This window comes from Pseudarthrobacter sp. NS4, assembly GCF_024758005.1.
In the GTDB taxonomy this organism is placed as follows: Bacteria; Actinomycetota; Actinomycetes; order Actinomycetales; family Micrococcaceae; genus Arthrobacter.
Genome location: NZ_CP103288.1, coordinates 3762202 through 3780509, shown reverse-complemented (window position 1 = coordinate 3780509; position 18308 = coordinate 3762202). Strand labels below are relative to the sequence as shown.

At 63.1% G+C, this 18308-nt stretch carries 14 protein-coding genes; 9 read left to right on the top strand and 5 right to left on the bottom strand.

The window, feature by feature from the left end; translation table 11 throughout:
* Positions 1 to 501: 501 nt before the first annotated feature.
* The 6 genes from NXY83_RS17850 (at position 502) to NXY83_RS17825 (ending at position 9017) form a co-directional block, all read left to right on the top strand.
* Positions 502 to 1758: a glycoside hydrolase family 26 protein gene (locus NXY83_RS17850; RefSeq protein WP_258803551.1), complete on the top strand. Its 1257-nt coding sequence runs from the start codon at positions 502 to 504 to the stop codon at positions 1756 to 1758.
* A 218-nt stretch (positions 1759 to 1976) separates the two neighbouring features.
* Complete coding sequence (locus tag NXY83_RS17845; RefSeq protein WP_258803550.1) at positions 1977 to 3806, top strand: S8 family peptidase; 1830 nt, start codon at positions 1977 to 1979, stop codon at positions 3804 to 3806.
* An 825-nt stretch (positions 3807 to 4631) separates the two neighbouring features.
* Entirely contained in the window at positions 4632 to 5762 is a 1131-nt protein-coding gene (locus NXY83_RS17840; RefSeq protein WP_309484096.1) for a tyrosine-type recombinase/integrase, read from the top strand.
* On the top strand, positions 5759 to 6106 hold the full coding sequence (locus NXY83_RS17835; protein ID WP_258803549.1) for a helix-turn-helix domain-containing protein: 348 nt from the start codon (positions 5759 to 5761) through the stop codon (positions 6104 to 6106). Before NXY83_RS17840 ends, NXY83_RS17835 begins: the two co-directional genes overlap by 4 nt.
* 326 nt (positions 6107 to 6432) lie before the next feature.
* Complete coding sequence (locus NXY83_RS17830; protein WP_258803548.1) at positions 6433 to 7554, top strand: hypothetical protein; 1122 nt, start codon at positions 6433 to 6435, stop codon at positions 7552 to 7554.
* A gap of 65 nt (positions 7555 to 7619) precedes the next feature.
* Positions 7620 to 9017 carry a plasmid pRiA4b ORF-3 family protein gene (locus tag NXY83_RS17825; RefSeq protein WP_258803547.1) on the top strand — a complete coding sequence of 466 codons (1398 nt, stop codon included), beginning with the start codon at positions 7620 to 7622 and terminating at the stop codon, positions 9015 to 9017.
* Positions 9018 to 9185: 168 nt separating this feature from the next.
* On the opposite strand, the gene NXY83_RS17820 is transcribed toward NXY83_RS17825, so the two are convergent.
* Positions 9186 to 9830 (bottom strand): hypothetical protein, encoded by a 645-nt coding sequence (locus tag NXY83_RS17820; RefSeq protein ID WP_258803546.1) that lies wholly within the window; start codon positions 9828 to 9830, stop codon positions 9186 to 9188.
* Positions 9831 to 10299: 469 nt separating this feature from the next.
* On the opposite strand from NXY83_RS17820, the gene NXY83_RS17815 reads away from it, so the two are divergent.
* Complete coding sequence (locus tag NXY83_RS17815) at positions 10300 to 10602, top strand: DUF4193 domain-containing protein (RefSeq protein WP_258803545.1); 303 nt, start codon at positions 10300 to 10302, stop codon at positions 10600 to 10602.
* Positions 10603 to 10933: 331 nt separating this feature from the next.
* On the opposite strand, the gene NXY83_RS17810 is transcribed toward NXY83_RS17815, so the two are convergent.
* Positions 10934 to 11143, bottom strand: a complete 210-nt coding sequence (locus NXY83_RS17810; protein WP_258803544.1) for a YegP family protein — start codon at positions 11141 to 11143, stop codon at positions 10934 to 10936.
* A gap of 290 nt (positions 11144 to 11433) precedes the next feature.
* On the opposite strand from NXY83_RS17810, the gene NXY83_RS17805 reads away from it, so the two are divergent.
* Positions 11434 to 11553 carry a RidA family protein gene (locus NXY83_RS17805; RefSeq protein ID WP_258803543.1) on the top strand — a complete coding sequence of 40 codons (120 nt, stop codon included), beginning with the start codon at positions 11434 to 11436 and terminating at the stop codon, positions 11551 to 11553.
* Positions 11554 to 11706: 153 nt separating this feature from the next.
* Entirely contained in the window at positions 11707 to 13623 is a 1917-nt protein-coding gene (locus NXY83_RS17800) for a glycoside hydrolase family 15 protein (protein ID WP_258803542.1), read from the top strand.
* 198 nt (positions 13624 to 13821) lie between these two features.
* Here the strand turns inward: NXY83_RS17800 and NXY83_RS17795 are convergent, their stop codons facing one another.
* The 3 genes from NXY83_RS17795 to NXY83_RS17785 form a co-directional block, all read right to left on the bottom strand.
* Positions 13822 to 15327 (bottom strand): NAD-dependent succinate-semialdehyde dehydrogenase, encoded by a 1506-nt coding sequence (locus tag NXY83_RS17795; RefSeq protein WP_258803541.1) that lies wholly within the window; start codon positions 15325 to 15327, stop codon positions 13822 to 13824.
* A gap of 149 nt (positions 15328 to 15476) precedes the next feature.
* Positions 15477 to 17156 (bottom strand): BCCT family transporter, encoded by a 1680-nt coding sequence (locus NXY83_RS17790; RefSeq protein WP_258803540.1) that lies wholly within the window; start codon positions 17154 to 17156, stop codon positions 15477 to 15479.
* A 126-nt stretch (positions 17157 to 17282) separates the two neighbouring features.
* Positions 17283 to 18233 carry a flavin reductase gene (locus tag NXY83_RS17785; protein WP_258803539.1) on the bottom strand — a complete coding sequence of 317 codons (951 nt, stop codon included), beginning with the start codon at positions 18231 to 18233 and terminating at the stop codon, positions 17283 to 17285.
* Positions 18234 to 18308 lie beyond the last annotated feature (75 nt).

Genomic DNA, 18308 nt, shown 5'->3' with positions numbered 1-18308 from the left:
TCTTCACTTTCCTAAAAGGTAATTCCCTTTTCTCCAACACGAGCGACCTGTTCGACGGACGGTTGGCAGCCGCCCGAAACCTGGAACAGATGCCCTGTTTCCTCGTCCAATGACGGCTAAGGCATTCGAGAAAAGTGTTGCCCGCTGTAGAGGTTGGCTCAGGAGATCATCGGCCCTTCCCGTAACGCCGATAATTGATATTCCGTCAGGCTGCCCGAACTAGGCATGCTCTTGTTTGGGCACGTTGGGCCGATCGGCCCAGTTCCGCATCCATTGTGCGGAGGCTGTGATCTCGGGGAGCCGCTCTGCGGTGTTCGCGTGGGCCTGACGATGTGGTTGGTGGGGGAATACTAGGCGAATCCTGCGCAAATCCGCCGCAGGGGAACGACCCCAACGCAGAGAATTGGAAGGGGGTGTTCGAGCCGGTCTCCTTCCTTGGCAGGCCGTGCTTCCGCATGTCAGCAGGTGCCGCTCATGGCGAATGAAAGATGGGGATTTTGGATGAGACTGTTCAGGTACGTGCTGTGTTTAGTGGTGTTGCTGGCATGGGTTCTGCCCCTCAGCGCGGCACCGGCGCATGCTGCGAACCCGGCGATCACCCTCAGCCCGGACACCGGCCCAGTAGGGACGTCCGTGAAAGTGACTGGCACAGGGTTCCCGAAGAAGACTTCCGGAACCGTCAGTGCGGGCACCGCCAGCGCCCCGTTCAAGACCAGCGCCTCCGGGTACTTCACCGCCGAGGTCGTGATGCCCGAAACGGCTGATCCGACCATCACCGTCCGTGCCGCTACGGCAACCGCCAGCGCTTCAGCTTCCTTTACCGTCACCTACTCACCTTCGGCCACGGAAGAAGAAACCGATCCCGTCGTCACTGACGGTTCAACAAGCACCACAACACCGAGCACCGCGGCCTTGAGGTTTGGCGTGGGGACCCCCGGCGGGCCGATGGCAGGGTCCGAGCTGGATGAAGTCACAGCCCTGGCAGGTGAGGCGCCTTCGATCATCCTTTCGTACAAGGACTTCAACCAGGCACCGCCGCTAAAGGAACTGGACGCGGTCCGCGCCCGCAGCGCGCTCACCCTGCTGACCTGGGAGCCGTGGGCCTGGGGTGGCGGGACATCACAGCCGGCGTACGCCTTGGACCGGATTACCGCCGGGGACTTCGACCCGTACCTGCGCCAGTGGGGCCAGTCCCTGGCCAGCTGGGGCCACCCGGTACTGCTGCGGTTCGGGCACGAGATGAACGGCAACTGGTACCCGTGGTCCGAGCAGGTCAACGGGAACAGCTCAGGCGACTATGTGGCCGCGTGGCGACACGTGCACGACGTCCTCACTGCCGAGGGTGCCTCCAACATCACCTGGGTCTGGAACCCCAATGTCCCCTACTGGGGATCAACACCCCTGACCGGCCTCTACCCCGGAAGCACCTACGTGGACGCTGTAGCGCTGGACGGTTACAACTGGGGCACCGCCGCGTCCTGGAGCACCTGGGTTACCCCGTCCCAGCTCTTCGGGGACGGGCTCTCCCAGCTCCGCACCCTCGCACCTGGAAAGCAGATCCTCATCGCCGAAACCTCCTCCGCCGAACAAGGCGGCTCCAAGGCGGAGTGGAACACCGCACTCATCAGCTACCTCGCCTCCCAGGGTGATGTCACAGCCGTGACCTGGTTTCACTTCAACAAGGAAACCGACTGGCGCATCAACAGCAGCACAACATCCGCTGAAGCACTCAAACAGGCACTGGCTGCCCGCAAATAACCCTGCTGCCGCAGAGCGCTCATCAGCGGCAGCCTGCCTGGGCTTCCGGGATCGGCGCCCGCCGGTCCCAGACCCGGGGATTCAGGAATCAGGAATCGAAATCACGGTTGACCTGCGATGACCTGTCGGTACTGCGCCGTACATATAGCCGTGAACCGTATCAAGGCCGCACCGGTGACGGGACAGCCCTCCCAGCAGCCGATCGACAGAAAGCACCTATGAAACAGCGCCTCACCGGCATCATCCTGGCCGGCTTCCTTCTGGCTGCCTCCGGAGTGGTGGTTCCCGTCATGGCAGCCGCGGCTGCGGAAACACCATCTCTGAGCGACTCACTGTCCGGCGGGGATCAGCGATACATTGTGAAATACGGCAGCGAGGTGAACGCGGAAGCGGAGACCCAGTCCCTGAAGCAGCAGGGCATAGAAGTCAAGGAAACCCTTACCCACACCATGCAGGCGTCTGTGGTTGTGGCGTCGCCAGAGGAGATAGAGACCCTGGGGAAATCCGCGGACGTCACGTCAATTGAGCTGGACACCCGTGTTTCGATCTCCGGGGCCACCTCCATCTGGGGCATTGACCGGATCGATCAGCGATCAGGGCGCGACGGCCTGTTCTCCCTTGGCGACGAGGGCGCCGGCGTGAACGTCTACGTGGTCGACTCAGGGTTGAACTTTTCCCACACAGACTTTGCCGGCCGGGTGCCCACGAGCTGGTGGGGTATTCATGACGGCCGTGCCGCCAACGACTGCGCCGGACATGGGACGCATGTTGCGGGGAGTGTTGCCGGAACAACGTATGGCGTTGCGAAGAAGGCGAACATCATCCCGGTCCGGGTCCTCGACTGCAACGGCAGCGGCTGGTCCTCAACGGTCATGGCCGGAATCGACTGGGCGGTGGCTCATCACCCTGCCGGTCAGCCGGCCGTAATGAACCTGAGCATCGGTGGCTTCACCAACTGGTCCTTTGACCAGGCCGTTCAAGGTGCAGTGAATGACGGCATCACAGTAGTGGCGGCAGCGGGAAACGACGGTGTTGATGCCTGCTGGGCTTCCCCCGCCCGGGTGCCCACCGCCATCACTGTTGCTGCGACCAATATCAACGACGCCCAGGCATCATGGTCCAACTACGGTTCCTGCGTTGATCTTCACGCGCCGGGAGTGTGGATCCGGTCTGCCTGGACCAATGCCCCCACCGGATACAACACCCTGGATGGCACCTCGATGGCTGCTCCCCACGTTGCCGGCGCCGCCGCAGTCCTGCTCTCCCGCGACCGGTCGCTGTCTCCGGCCCAGGTGCACCAGGCAATGATTGTCAACGCAACGACCGGTGTAGTCAGCGCCATTAAGGGCCCAACCCCAAACAGGTTGCTGTTCATTCCCGGCCCCGCCCTTAACCACCCGTCCTGCGCCAATCTCAAACTTGGCGATGCATGGTCCGGGATAGGCACGCATTGCGGGCTGAAGGGATCGGCAACTTCTGTTGACCCAACTGCCACTGAGCCAGCCATGGGCGTTGCCGAAGCTCCGGTCCCCGCTGTAACCGCAATTGAAGCTCCCGCGAGTGTTGAAGCGCCGGCGACGGTTCCAGCCACAGACACCTCCAAAGTACCTCCTGCAGGTCCGCCAGTTGCCGATGTGGCTCCTGCGCCGGTTGCAGTCGGCCCGCCCCCGGGAGCCGGTGAGCCGGCCTCTGCACAAGCCGGCGCTCCCGCCGAACAGGTCGCAGCCGCATCCGCCCCACACGTCCCTGCCGCTGTGAAAGGGGAGACAGCGCCGGCTGAACCTGAAGCCAGCGCACCTGTGGAGACTGCAGAAGAAGTAACACCTGTTATCCAGCCGACCCCCAGTCGGACATCACAGAGTGCGGCCCACATTGCCGCTGTCACCGCATCAGCCGACGCCGCGGAAGCCAAGGAGACCCCTGAAGCGAACGGCACTCTTGCGGCCATGGTCCTGGGAATGCTCCTCGGCGGATGTGCCCTTACATATGCGATCAGGAGGTTGAAATCAGCCAGGGCAGCCAAAAGCGAGGCGGATCCGGCCGTCTGACCGGGGCAGTTGGTAGGGCGGAGTGCGGGTGCGCCCAATTGCCCTTGCTCCGTCACAGCGTTGCCTGCATAGAAGCCAGCAGATCGATCGGCAACGAAGAACCGCCCAGCGGAGAAGCGAGGACACCATGCTCGGATTCAGCGGCCACATCATCGGTGCACTGCTTAGCGGCGTAACCGATGTGCTTTCTCGTTAGCGTCGCAACACCTGACTGGAAGTGGTGCTTTTGTGGGACGTTCACGATGCGGCACGCGGAAGATGTGCCCCTCGGGGCTGACGGAGAAGCGCGAGCGATACGTTCAGCTCATGCAACAGGGACATTCAAACTCGGAAGCCCACAGAATCCTCGAGATTCACCGGAACACAGGTGACCGGTGGTTGAGCGGTCGCAAGGGCGTCGGCGCTTTGAGCAGGCAGATGCTCTACCCGCCCCGGGTTGTGGTGCCAGTACCAACGATGTCTGCGCGATATCTGTCTGAAGATGAACGGGTGTTCATTGCCGACCGCACGCTGGGACGGGTTCTCTCATCTGTTTCTACTCGTCCTACTTGAACGCCGATAATGATGATTATGTTCGGAGGAACCCGGCGAATCGCATCTGGTGCGAATTCGACGGACTTTGATACCGCTGCCCTGCCGACAACCGGCTGCCCCCGGGATTCCTTATGTTTTCGGGCTCTTTAGAGCCGACGGCAGCACGTTACCGGAGCTAAATCAGCGTGACGTGGGCGGACAGCACGAATGAAAAATCCCCGCAGTTACAGGCCGTTTTGCTGTTGATTCGCAGAATATGCGAAAGTATCGCGTGTTATGCGAGGACAAAATGTGGGCAGACAGCCCGGACCCGCCGGAACGGCCAGGCAGCAAATCGCCCGGGACGTGGCGCTGTTCAACCCTGCCGAGCAGGTGTTCCAGGCGATGCTGGACGGGTGGCGCAATCAGCAGTTGAGCCGGAACCTTGCCTTCACGACGATCGCGCGCCGGGAGCAGGTCATCCAGCGTTTCCGCTCCTTCACGGGCGAAGATCCCTGGTCCTGGACCGTGGGTGATGTCGATGAGTTCTTCATGGAGCTGCGTGCCGTCCGCTCCGCGAGCCATTCAACGCTGCTGGCATACCAGAACGCCCTCCGCCTGTTCCTGGGCTATCTGACCGATCCGGCCTACGGCTGGGAGCAGGAATGCATGGAGCGGTTCGGCACCCACCCGGTCCAGGTCTGCCACGAGTGGAACACCGCCGCGCATGTTCAGGAAGCATCCGCCCGCCCCCGCAAGCGACCGCTGACCAGGGACGAGCTGCAGGACCTGTTCGACTACGCCGATGACCGGGTCGATCACGCCCTCAAGCAGGGGCGCAAAGGCTGGATCTCAGCGTTCCGCATGGCCACGACCATCAAAGTCGCCTACGCCTGGGGCCTTCGGCGCAACGAGGTGCGCATGCTCGAACTGACCGACTTCGGAACCAACCCGCACGCAGCCGAGTTCGGCGGATACGGCGTTCTTTACGTCCGGCACGGCAAAGCCATGCGCGGCTCACCTCCCAAACGCCGCAGCGTCCTGACAGTCCCCCACACCGGCTGGGCCGTGGACTGCCTGAGGCAATGGATCGAGGAGGTCCGGCCACCCGGAACCGGCGAGGAACACGCATCCCTTTGGCCCACCGAGCGCAGCGGCAGGGTCAGCGCCGACTCACTCACCCGGGAATTCACTCTGCTACGGACCGGGCTCGGACTCGCGGACGGCATCGATTTCCACTCCCTGCGCCGCTCCTACGTCACCCACCTGATCGAGGACGGCTACGACGCCCTGTTCGTCCAGCAACAGGTCGGGCACGAACACTCCTCCACCACCGCCCTCTACACCGGTGTCTCCTCCGATTACCGCACCCGCACCCTGCGGGCGGCCATGACCAAGATGGCCGCAGAAGCCACCGGCACCGACCAGAGGAACGCACTATGAAAAAGCACATCGAATACTCCTGGCGGCTGCGCGAAATCATGGCCGCACGCGGACTGTTCAACATCTCCGACCTCATTCCCCTGCTCGTCGAACGCGGCATCGACCTCTCCCCCTCACAGATCTACCGGCTCGTCGGACAAAAACCCGAACGCATGTCCATGACCCTGCTCGGCGCCCTCTGCGACGCCCTCAACTGCACGGTCGAGGATTTATGCCAGTTCCATACCGTTGCCACAGCCCAGCGGAAAAATATCGTGAACGGTCTCGCATCGAACGGCCCGAAAGTCGTTGATCTGAACACGACGATCCGGCCCAAACGCGCCCGCGTCCGCCCCGCAGAGTAATGCTGACCCCGGACGAGAAGCTATGCGCCCGCTGCAGGAAACCAGCCGCCAGGCTTGGGGCGAAATGGCCCGAGGGGCGGGTCTGTCGGCTCTGCTACCAGCGCGCTGCCCGGACGCACGGGACCTGTCCCGGCTGCGGGACTGAAAGGCTCCTGCCCGGCCTGGACGACACCGGATCCCCGGTCTGTGTCGACTGCGCCGGTATCCCGGCCGACTTCCACTGCACCCAATGTTCCGCCGAGGAAGAACCCTACCGGGCCCGGCGGTGCGCCCGCTGCTGCCTGCAAGATCACCTGGCCGACCTCCTCGACGATGGCACCGGGACCGTGTCTGAACCCCTCAAACCCCTGCACGAGGGAATCAGCGCCCAGCCCCATCCCCGCAGCGCGCTGACGTGGCTGCGCAACCCGGACGTCCGCGATCTGCTGTCCTCCATCGCCACCGGCGCCCGGCCGCTGGCCCACACCACCTTCGATGACCACGAGTCGCCGCGGACGGCGATGCACCTGCGGGAGCTCTTCATCGAGCACGGACTTCTGGAGCCCATCGACCGGAACCTACTGAACTTCGAGGCCTGGCTGGACCGGATCCTGGCCGAACTCATGGACCCGGATCACCACGCCCTGATCAAACAGTTCGCCACCTGGCACCACCTGCGCCGGATGCGCCAACTCTCCGTCGCCGGAGAACTGAACTGGGGCACCGCCCGCGCAGCCAAACAAGATGTCTCCGTAGCCAGGGACTTCCTCCGGCATCTCTCAGAACGAGGGAAACTGCCCACCCAATGCCGGCAGGAAGACATCGACCACTGGATCGCCACGGGACCGACAACGCGCAGCACTGCCAGAACTTTCGTGCGCTGGGCAGTCCGGAACCAGCACCTTCCCCGCGTCGACTTCCCCTACCGCAAAGCCAATTCCCGTCCCGTCCTTGACCAGAACGAACGGCTCAGACTGCTCCGCGAAACCCTCGAGAACCAGAACATCCCACTCCATCACCGCGCCGCAGCAGTCCTGCTGCTCCTCTACGCCCAACCACTGACACGTATCGCCAGCATGCGATGCGAGCAAATCAGCCGCACCGACGACGGTGAAACCGTCATCGTCTTCGAGGACCAGCCAGTCCCGGTTCCCCACCCCTTCGACGAAATCCTTCAACAACACCTCGCCGACCGGCCGAACATGAACACCGCCGCCAACCGCGCCTCTCCGTGGCTCTTTCCCGGATACCGCCCCGGCCAGCACCTTCATCCCGGCCATCTCATGAAAAAGCTCCGTGAAAGCGGCATCCACCTCCTGGGCGCCAGAACTGCCACGCTGCGAGCTCTCGTTCTGACGATGCCTCCTCCAGTTGTCGCCCAGGCGCTTGGCTACAGCACCCAAATCACCGAACAGCACGCCAAACAAGCCGGTAACACCTGGGCCACCTACGCCTCTTACCGGCGATAGCACAGTGGACGCCGCGAACCCGGACAGAGGTCTAGCGCAAATACTCGGGCTGGCAGGATAGTGCTGTGACGAAACGCGATCCAGATCCAGATCCCGATGCGATGTTGCTGCGGATGAAAGTCTCCATCGTGGGCAGCGAGCCGGCCATCTGGCGGCTACTCGAAATAGACCCATCCCTGACCATGGACAGAGTCCACGAGGTCCTGCAAACGGCCGTGGGCTGGCGGGATTCACACCTGCATTCCTTCACAGACACCGACCCCTTTGTTCGTCTGCGTGCCGTCAACGGGATCGTGCGCGAACCACGTCGCTGGGTCCCCCTGGACCTGATGGAAGACTCTGACGATGACCTGCCCGAGACGGACTGGAACCTGGGCCAGCTCCTCACCCCGGAGTCCGGTCCCCTGTTCTATGAATACGACTTCGGAGACGGCTGGATCCACCGCCTCGAGCTCACCGGAAGCCTCCCCATGCCGGCCAACACCCCAAGGGCGCGGCTCCTGGACGGGGAGCGGCGGGCGCCGCTGGAAGATTCCGGCGGCACCGGCGGCTACCACGACCTCCTCGACGCCCTCGCAGACCCCGGCCACAAAGACCACAAAGACCTGAAGGCATGGGTCGCCTGGACAGCCGGGCCATGGCAGGAATTCGACCCGGAACAGCTGGACATCAATGCCGTGAACAAAGAGCTCGCCCTGCTGTTCCCTGCTCCCTCTGCCAGCGAACACGGCCCCGGAAGTGAGTCACTGACCCAGGAACTCACGAATCGGATGCCTCCCGGGCTGCGACGTGAATTCCGTTCATACTTGCACGCCGCCGGCCTCGACGGCCCCGCAACGGTCGAAGCAGACGTCGTCGAGGCGATGACCGCGCCCTATCTCTGGCTCACCCGCCGCGTCGGGCTTGACGGTCTATCCCTCACCGCTGCCGGCTGGCTGCCGCCGGCCGTGGTCCGCGAGGCCATGACAGAGCTCGGGTGGGCCAAGGACTGGGTCGGCAAAGCCAACCGCGAGGACCAGACCCTGCCCGTTCTTCAGCTGCGCGAAAGCGCTCTACGACTCGGCCTGATCCGCAAAATCAAAGGCAGGCTCGTCCTCACCTCCGCCGCCAAGCGGCTGCTCGATGATCCCGCAGGCCTTTGGCTTTTCCTGGCCCGAGCCGTTGCCCACCGGCACCGTCATGACTCCGAGCGTGACGCGGCGCTGTTACTCCTACTCGAAGTCGCGGCAGGGAAACGAAGTGGTTGGGCCGACTATCTTGAAGCCGTCGCCTTCGGCCTCGAAGCACTCGGCTGGCGCAGCCACACCGGAGCCGAACTGGAACCGAACACCGTCCAAGCACTCCTCGTCGACGCCCACGAGGTCCTGCTGAACCTCGGCATCTTCGACGACCGTTTCGGGCTCAAAGCCAACACCGTCAAAGCTCCAAGGCAAGCCTTCGCCCGCGCGGCACTTCATTCATAACCACTCACAACCAGCAATCACCGACCCCACGGCGACCCACGTCCTGGGAGGCTAGGTCTTGCAATTGAAGCAACGGTATTCGCAGGTTCCGAATACGCAGGCTCACCAGCATACTGGCTCCAGCCCGTTAATGAGTACTTAGGCGGAAAGCGGCAGTGCATTAGCCTCTTAGTCGGTGCCTCCGCCCAGCACGTCCACGTGCACGTGGTCGAGGTGACGCAGTATTTCGTTGCCTGGGTCCGGTGCATCGTAGTCCCGCCATTGCCCTCGGGAGCTGTACACGCTCCAGAACCGGTCGTCGAAGATGACGTACTGGATGTGCAGGTCCTCGGCATGGGCGACGAGCCAGTGGGCCAGTATCCACCCCTTGCGCCGGTTCTCCTCGGTCACCGGGCGGAAGAAGATGTCCATTGCCCGGCCGTCGTAGTGCGTTGAGTCTTCCCCGTGTCCGTGGTCAATGCCGCCCGGGGCGAACCCGCCCAGGATTTGGTCGCCGAACACTTCAGTCATGGCTTCGCGCAACTGCTCGGCGCGCGGTGTCAGGCCGGTGGCAGTCAGCTGTTGTTCCTGCAAGTCACTGGCGGCCGCCCGGCAGCTCAGGCTAGGACCAGCGTCCCCGGGAGGTCCGTTGGCCAACCGCTGCAACACCGCCTCATCGATGTTGGAGGTGTCCGGTGCCTCCATCCCGCGGGCGAGGAGGGCGACGGCCGTGGTGGCCAACTGCGCCTCATCACGGTCGAGCCCCACTTCCCCCTCAGAGGTTTCGACAGTACATTCCGGGCGCAGCAGCAGCGAGCCGTTCTCAATACGCAAACTACTGAGCAGACCGGGCCCGAGGAGCACCAGCGCTAACGCGAGCACCCCGAGCAGATAAAGGGCTAAGCGCAGCCGAAGTGGGCCGCGCCGGCCCCCATGCCTCTCGTCGTTGGTCACCACGGGAGCACACGTGGATGCCGCACGGGGACCCGGTGGGTGCCTGTACGGGCTAGCGCTGATCCGGACACTCCAGTGCTGGTCACGGCTATTCTGTTCCCGATGATGTGTCCCTTTCATTGCGTCGCACTCATCCAGTCATAGCAGGGGATGGACGGCCCCGCATCGGCAAAGGCCGGGAATGCCGCCGTCAGCGTGATAGGCCTCGCAGCCGACTTTGAATGCCAGGCCCGCCTTGGGAGCTTCCACCCATTCGGGCTCGGCATCCGGGAACAACGGCGCGCCGGGGTACGTTGCAATGTAGTCAGAAATCAGAATCAGACAAAACCCTCGGAAAGAGAATCATCACGTGGCTACCGATTATGACGAAGTCCGCTCCGACGTCAAGGAATCCCAGGACAGTTCTCTGGAGGCATTGCAGTCTGCGAACGCCCCGGATGCCCGCAGCGTCATCACGGAACTGGACGAGGCCGACGCACTCGATGAGGGACTGACCCCCGGCGGGGAAATTGTCTCCGAAGAGCTCATGGTTCAGGTCATTCCTCAGGCGGCGGATGAGTTCACCTGCTATTCCTGTTTCCTGGTCCGGCACCGGTCCCAGATCGCGCGCGAGAGCAACGGCCACTCCTACTGCATCGAGTGCGAAGGCTAGGGGCGCACCTTTGAGGAATTCAAAGAGATCCAGGCACGTGGCCGAAGGGGCATCTCGATCGACACCTGCTCGGCGCACTTGACTGGGCAGCACGGTCACCGCCAGCAAATGCGGTAGGCAAGACCCCGGCCTGGCGGTTTGCTGGTCTTAGCCGCCTGCAAAGGTGGCACAGAAGGCGCTAACTTCCCCGGATGGGTGAAGCGGCGCGGTCTATTTGCCTTTACCTGGATCCGTTACGGCGAACTGAAACCAGTTGGATAGTGCTTTCTTAGGCCACTGCAGTCGCTGCTGCTGCATAACCGTCGAGTCCTGATCCAAGGCGGGAATGCAGTCAGTCCTCCTGAGGGCGGGACCTCGAAAGGGAACACTGATCGCTGATCAACCCGGTGGCGGCGCATTCACGCACGTCCCTTATGCCCTGAACAGCGGATTCCTTGCTTGGATACGGGCCGGACACCGCCACGACTGCCCCGTCGTGGGACTTGAGCCTGAACGCGTAGGACGCGTGCTCGTCAATAAAGAGTTCAAACTTTCCGGTCATGGTTTACCCCTAAACCCCCGGGGCCACCGACCTCGGGATTATCTTTCACCAAACGAAACGCATCGTTGCGTCCCGGCCCCCCAGCCGCCCGATGTTTCTACACTAGATGGAAAAATGGTTACCCGCGAGTACGTACCGGCGGTCGGGCAGCTTGGGCCCAACCGCCGGCGTCGGGTTGGCGTGTCCGGGTCAGTCAACGAGGCCTCCCGAGAGTCCCTTTCCGAGCCGCTTCCGCATGCGACCTCGTCACGGTCGGCGTATTCATCAACGAACACGCCGAGTTCCCCGGCATGAACGAGGTCTACGAAGAGTTCTTCGACAAGCCCTATCCGGCCCGCACCACAGTCTCCGCCGGGCTGGGACCCGGAATGAAGGTCGAGATCGACGGAATCGCCGTGCTATCGGACTGACCTGATGGGAAACCCTGGTACGGCTACGCTGTGCGATAACCGGCCCGACACTTCCTCTTCCGCGCTCCTGATCTTATGACAACCCCGAGGACGGCGTCCGACGTCAGGTTGGGGTGTGCCGCCCACGATTTGGGATGCTGATTGAATGGGCAGATGAGAGATCAGGTTGCTGAGCACTTGTCCACGCCGTTGGAGGAATACGCACTCCTGTCCGATATGGGCACAGGTCCGCTGGTGTCGCGCGAAGGCAGCATCGACTGGTTATGTTTCCCCCGCTTTGACTCGCCGTCCGTCTTCGCGGCTCTGCTGGGGAATCCGGAAGATGGACGGTGGAAGCTGTCGCCTGTGAACGGGGAGGTGATCTCCCGCCGGTATCTGCCGCGGACTTTCATCCTGGAAACCACCTGGCGTACAGCGACCGGGACGGTTGTCGTCACTGATTTCCTGCCGCCTGGTGATACGCAGTCAGATCTTGTGCGGCGGGTGGAATGCGTCTCGGGGACCGTTCAGGTTGAGCATGACCTGCGGATCCGCTTCGACTACGCCCGGGCCAAACCTTGGACCCGGCGGGTTGATCTCGACGGGACCGGCACCTATGGGTTGCTGTCGGTGGCCGGACCGGATGCGCTGTTGTTAGCCGGGCCGTTGCTGCATCCGTACGAGGATCAGCAGGTAGAGCCACAAGCCGGTATGGAGGAACGGCACGAGGCATCCCCGGAAGGCCACGCGGACGATTATCAGGGCGCTGTGTCCACCCGACTGACCGGACTTTTTCCGCTCTCCGCCGGTGAGTCCGCTGACTGGGTTCTCACCTGGTACCAGTCCCATGATGGACTTCCTACACCGGCAGACCCGGCCGCAGCCTTGGACGCAACCACCGCTTTCTGGATGGACTGGTCTTCCCGGGTGGAAGTCAACGATCAGCACGATCAGGCGGTGTTGCGCTCCCTGATGGTGTTGCGGGCGCTCACACACGGCAGGACTGGCGGCATCGTGGCTGCTCCCACCACGTCATTGCCCGAGGAGTTCGGTGGGTCCCGCAACTGGGACTACCGTTACACCTGGCTGCGGGACGCGGCTCTGACAATCGAGGCCCTCATAGCCCATGACTTCACCGACGGGGCCCTGCACTGGCGCAACTGGCTCCTGCGCGCGGTTGCCGGTGACCTCGATCAGGTGCAGATCATGTACGGCATCGCGGGCGAACGCCAACTGCCTGAGAGCGAACTGAACCACCTGGGCGGGTACGAGGGATCGAAACCGGTGCGGATTGGGAACGGGGCGGTGGGTCAGTACCAGGCCGATGTCATCGGCGAGGTAATGCTGGCGCTGGCTGCCCTTCGTGACGCGGGCGTGCCGGAGGGAGAGTACTCGTGGGGGCTGCAGAAGAACCTGTTGCGGTTCTGCGAGCAGAACCTCAACCGTAAAGGCCACGGGATATGGGAGATGCGAGGGGAAGCGGAATACTTCGTCCACGGACGGGTCATGATGTGGGCGGCCTTCAATCAGGGTGTGCGCGCGGTGGAGGAGCAAGGACTGGAAGGGCCTGCGGAACGATGGAGGGGCCTGCGCGATCGGCTGCGTGAGGAGATAATGGACCGCGGCTTCAACGACGAGCTCAACTCGTTCACGCAAACTTACTCGAACACCGAGGTGGACGCGTCGTTGCTGCAGCTGCCGCACACCGGTTTCGTGGCCTACGATGACCCGAAAATGCTCGGCACTGTTGCCCGGATAGAGGCCGATTTGCAGGAGGAACACGGCCTGCTGCACCGCTACCGCACGGCCTCGGGACTCGATGGGTTGGAAGGCCATGAATACCCGTTTCTCATCTGCACGTTCTGGTTGGTGGAACAATACGCATTCAGCGGCCGCATAGAGGACGCCACAGCCTTACTGGACCAGCTCACCAGCTACGCGAACGACGTCGGGCTTTACGCGGAGGAGTACGATCCCGTCAGCGCGCGGCTGGCCGGGAATTTCCCGCAGGCGTTCAGCCACCTGGGCTTCATTCGAGCAGCCGACGCCCTCACCGAGGCCAAACTCCACCTTCGAAGCCGCCCGGAATGAGCTCAGCCTTTTTCGCCATATGTGGCGCATCGGGTTCAGCGAAGCTGCCTGGCGCTGACCCGTGACATGGACAATGGCCTTGCCGGGATTTGACCACTGATAACAGCCTTATGTAAGCAGCACTGATGGGTCCGAAAAGAAAGCGCCTGCCGCCCCTTTTAATGAGAGGGCCGGCAGGCGCTTTTGGCGTGGGGCGGGTCAGTCGGCGTAGGGGTCGGCGATGCCGATGTATTGGGTGGTGGTGTATTCGGCGATGCCTTCGGTGCCGCCTTCGCGGCCGAGGCCTGATTGCTTGACGCCGCCGAAGGGTGCTGCGGCGTTGGAGATGACGCCGGCGTTGAAGCCGACCATGCCGAATTCGATCTGTTCGGCCACGCGCAGGAGCCGGTTGAGGTCGCGGCTGTAGAGGTAGGAGGCGAGTCCGTATTCGCTGGCGTTGGCCAGCCGGATGGCGTCTTCTTCGGTGGCGAAGGTGGTGACGGGGGCGACGGGTCCGAAGATTTCCTGGCCCAGGATCGCGGCGTTGTTGGGCACGCCGCCGAGGACGGTGGGCTGGTAGAAGTAGCCGGGCCCGTCCACCGGTGTCCCGCCGGTGATAGCGGTGGCTCCGGCGTCGACGGCGGCGGCCACGAGGGCGTGGACGTCATCGCGTGCTCCGGAATCGATGAGGGGGCCGACCTGGGTGGTGGGGTCGGTGCCGCGGCCGGTGGTCAGGGCGCCCATGGCGGCGGCGAACTTGGCGGTGAATTCCTGTGCGACGGATTCGTGGACGAGGAAGCGGTTGGCGGCGGTGCAGGCTTCGCCCATGTTGCGCATCTTGGCGGCCATGGCTCCTTCGACGGCTTTGTCCAGGTCTGCGTCCTCGAAGACGATGAACGGTGCGTTGCCGCCTAGTTCCATGGAGGTGCGGAGCACGTTCTGGGCGGCGTCGGCCATGAGCCGTTTGCCGACCGGGGTGGAGCCGGTGAAGGAGACCTTCCGCAGGCGGGAGTCTTTCAGCAGCGGCCCGGAGATCCCGGAGGCGGAGGCGGAGGAGACGACGTTGAGGACTCCGGCGGGCAGGCCGGCGTCGTGCATGGTTTGGGCGAAGTATTGGGCTGTGAGGGGGGTGAGTTTGGCTGGTTTGAGGACCATGGTGCAGCCGGCGGCCACGGCGGGAGCGACTTTGCGGGTGGCCATCGCGAGCGGGAAGTTCCAGGGCGTGATGAGCAGGCAGGGCCCGACGGGTTTGTGCTGGACCAGGATCTTGTTCTTTCCCTCGGGGGTGGTGAGGTAGCGGCCGTAGTCGCGGACCGTTTCTTCGGAGAACCAGCGCAGGAACTCGGCCCCGTAGGTGACCTCGCCGCGGGCTTCGGCCAGCGGTTTGCCCATTTCCAGGGTCATCAGCAGGGCAAAGTCCTCGACCCGCTCGGTCACCAGGTCAAAGGCGCGGCGCAGGATCTCAGCCCGCACCCGGGGCGCGGTCCGGGCCCAGGACGCCTGGGCGGCGTCTGCGGCGTCCAAAGCGGCGACCGCATCTTCGCTGGTTGCGGAGGCGAGGGTGGCAAGTACCTCCCCGGTGGCGGGGTCGTGTACGTCGAATGTGCCGCCGTCGGACGCGTCCCGCCACTGCCCATCGATCAACAGGCCGGTAGGGACGGACGCAAGCAGGGAGGCTTCACGCTCGGACGAGATGGCAGGGGATATTGCGGGGTAAGTGGTCATTCGAAGGTCTCCTTTGAAGAAACAATGTCGTGCTCAGGGGTCGTGGCCGCAGTGTCTGCGCGTTTCAGGCAGTATTCAGGCAAGAGCAGGAAGTTAACGCGGTGATGGCGGCGGGGTGCTCCCGCCGCCATCACCTGCCTTCAGTGGTGCTACGCCTCCGGTTTGAGGATGCGGCTGAGGTCGCGCTGGGTTAGTGCGCGTGTGCCATGGAATTGGGGGTCTTTCCTCAGCTCTACTACCAGGCCGTAGCCGAGGAGGGCGACGATCACGGTGAATGGCAGTGCCGACAGCATGGCCGCCTGCTGGAGTGCGCCCAGGCCGCCGACGATCAGGAGCACGACGGCGCACAGGCCGGTGAGCAGGCCCCAGGTTGTCAGGACTGGCTTGGTGGGTTTGAGTGTGCCGCGGGAGGACATCATGCTGAGGACGTAGGTGTTCGCGTCGGCGCCGGAGACGAAGTACATCACGACCAGGAAGATTGCTACCACCGAGGTCATGCCGGAAAGTGGGAGTTCGGCGAGGGTGGCGAAGAACGCCGAGTTGACGTTCTCCAGCGCTGCGGCCCCGATCTGGCCTCCGCCTTCCATGTCGAACTTGATTGCCGTGCCGCCGAAGATGGTGAACCAGGCGAAGAACACGATGCTGGGGACGATCATGACCCCTGCGATGAATTGGCGTACGGTGCGTCCCCTGGAGATTTTTGCGAGGAAGACACCGACGAAGGCACCCCAGCTGAGCCACCAGGCCATCATGAAGTAGGTCCACCACTGCATCCACTGGACGTCTTCGGGGGTGCTGGGGGTCAGCAGGCTCACCGCGAAGAATTCGGTGAAGTACTGGCCAAGGGACCGGAAGAACAGGTTTGAGATGAAGTTGGTTGGTCCCGTGAACAGCACGAAGAGGGCCAGCCCGGCAGAGAGGACCATGGTGCCTTGGCTCAGGTACTTGATGCCGCGGTGCACGCCGGAGAGCGCGGAGAGTGTGAAGATCACGGTGATGACGGCGATGATCAGGATTTGGCCTATAAGGCTGGAGGGAATGCCGAACACCCGATCGACTCCTTCACCGATCTGTGAAGCACCGAGCCCAAGTGACGTCGTTGTTCCGAAGAGGGTGGCGATGATGGCGAAGATGTCGATCATCTTGCCGAACCAGCCGTCAACCAGGTTGCCGAAGACCGGGCGCAGCATCGGTGACACCAGTCCGGCGTTGTTGCGGCGGTGTGTGGAGTAGGCGATGGCGAGGCCGAAGACCCCGAACACGGCCCAGGCGTGCGGACCCCAGTCAAAGTAGGAGAACTGCATGGCGCGGACCGCGGCTTCCATCGTGCCGGCCTCGGCCAGGCCGTGCGGAGGTGAAGCAAAATGCGAGATGGGCTCGGCGACACCGTAGCTGACGAGGCCGATTCCCATCACCGCGGACAGGATCATCGCAAGCCAGGACCAGGTGCTGAAGTCGGGCTTTGCGTCGTCGGCGCCGAGGCGGATAGTTCCGAACCTGCTGAGGGCAATGTAGATGAGCAGGCCGATGCAGCCGAGGGTCACAACCAGGTAGCTCCAGCCGACGCTCTCAGCGACCCAGTTCATTGCCGCGGTCATAACGCCGCTCAGGTTTTCGGGGGCCAGTGATGCCCAGGCGGTGAACGCGCCGATGAGGCCGACAGATGTCCAGAAGACTGCCCCGGGCCTGTGCCGGAGGCGGTCAGCTTGGGCCATGGCGGTTTCGGTTGTGTGCTCGGGGGCAGCGGGGGAGTTTGATGCCTTGCTGTTGTCGCCCATGCCGGGGGATGTTTCATCCATCAGGTCCTCGGCAGTTTTGATGTGGGTCATGGGTGCTCCAGGTTGCAGTGGGCTGCATAGGTTGGGGTTCGGGAGGCCTTCACGAATGAGGGACGTTGAGGGCCCGGACCAGTCCGTTGGGGGCCGGCAGATCCGGGCGGCTGTGCGGTGGTGCGCTCAGAGTTCCTCGAGGCGCGCGCCGTCAAAAAACTGCCCTGCCTTGTAGATCATGGGGGCTACGTCAGCTACCTCAGCGTGCCGGACCCGGCCGACGAAGATCGTGTGGGTCTTCGCCTGGAACCGTTCCTTGATCTCGGCCTCGAGGGAGGCGGCCGAGCCGTCGATCAGTGGCACACCTTTGGGCCCTGCATGCCATTCAATGTTGGCGAATTTGTCAGGAGTCTTTGAAGCGAACGTCCGTACCGTGTCGTGCTGTTCGTTGCTGAGGATGTTGATCCCGAAGTGTCCCGACCGGAACAGGGCCGGGTAGGTGGACGACGTCTTCTGGACAGACACGAGAACGAGCGGCGGGTCCAGCGAAATTGAAGCGTAGGAGTTGGCGGCAAGGCCGCGGGGCTTGCCGTCCTCGTCGATGGTGGTCACAACGGTGACACCTGTAATGAACTGCCGGTTGAAGCCCTTCATGACGTCCGGCGGAAGGTTCCCGGTCAATTCATCCACCACCACATTCGATGAATCGTCCTCGAATGCTGAGTGGAGGGACGGAACTCCGAGGTCGGCCAGGAGTTCCGCGGAGTCCCAGGTGACCCGCTCGTAAGCGATGCGGCCATCGCGCAGCGTGAGGGCGTTCGATCCGCGGGTCTCCACGACACGTCCTGTGGGCGGAACTCCACCAAGCGGATGCGTGAATGTGCCGGTGGTGGTCCAGAAGATTGCTACATCGTCGCCGTCTGCGATGACCTTGTCGATGCGTGTGGTGAGGTCCGGGAATGCCGCCCGGACTTCCAGGATTTCCTGCTGGAGCTCCTTCAGGCCGGTGATTTTCTTCGTGCCGGCGCTCTCACGCTGGTAGTCGGCGGTGACGATCGCGTCGAAAGCACTGACGTCACCCTCGTCCCAGGCTGCGGTCCAAGCTGCGGTCAAGGTGTGGTTGATTGTCTGTTGCATGCCACAACCGTAAATCTAACTGTGATTCACGTCAACACCCTGCGCGAAAAATGGTGCAACAGCAAGGAATAGCAG

What these genes read in the sequence shown, in the direction of transcription:
- NXY83_RS17850 (WP_258803551.1), top strand. Translation starts at nt 502, where the DNA reads ATGAGACTGTTCAGGTACGTGCTGTGTTTAGTGGTGTTGCTGGCATGG.
- NXY83_RS17845 (WP_258803550.1), top strand. Translation starts at nt 1,977, where the DNA reads ATGAAACAGCGCCTCACCGGCATCATCCTGGCCGGCTTCCTTCTGGCT.
- NXY83_RS17835 (WP_258803549.1), top strand. Translation starts at nt 5,759, where the DNA reads ATGAAAAAGCACATCGAATACTCCTGGCGGCTGCGCGAAATCATGGCC.
- NXY83_RS17810 (WP_258803544.1), bottom strand. Translation starts at nt 11,143, where the DNA reads ATGACCGGAAAGTTTGAACTCTTTATTGACGAGCACGCGTCCTACGCG.
- NXY83_RS17805 (WP_258803543.1), top strand. Translation starts at nt 11,434, where the DNA reads ATGAACGAGGTCTACGAAGAGTTCTTCGACAAGCCCTATCCGGCCCGC.
- NXY83_RS17800 (WP_258803542.1), top strand. Translation starts at nt 11,707, where the DNA reads ATGAGAGATCAGGTTGCTGAGCACTTGTCCACGCCGTTGGAGGAATAC.
- NXY83_RS17795 (WP_258803541.1), bottom strand. Translation starts at nt 15,327, where the DNA reads ATGACCACTTACCCCGCAATATCCCCTGCCATCTCGTCCGAGCGTGAA.
- NXY83_RS17790 (WP_258803540.1), bottom strand. Translation starts at nt 17,156, where the DNA reads ATGACCCACATCAAAACTGCCGAGGACCTGATGGATGAAACATCCCCC.
- NXY83_RS17785 (WP_258803539.1), bottom strand. Translation starts at nt 18,233, where the DNA reads ATGCAACAGACAATCAACCACACCTTGACCGCAGCTTGGACCGCAGCC.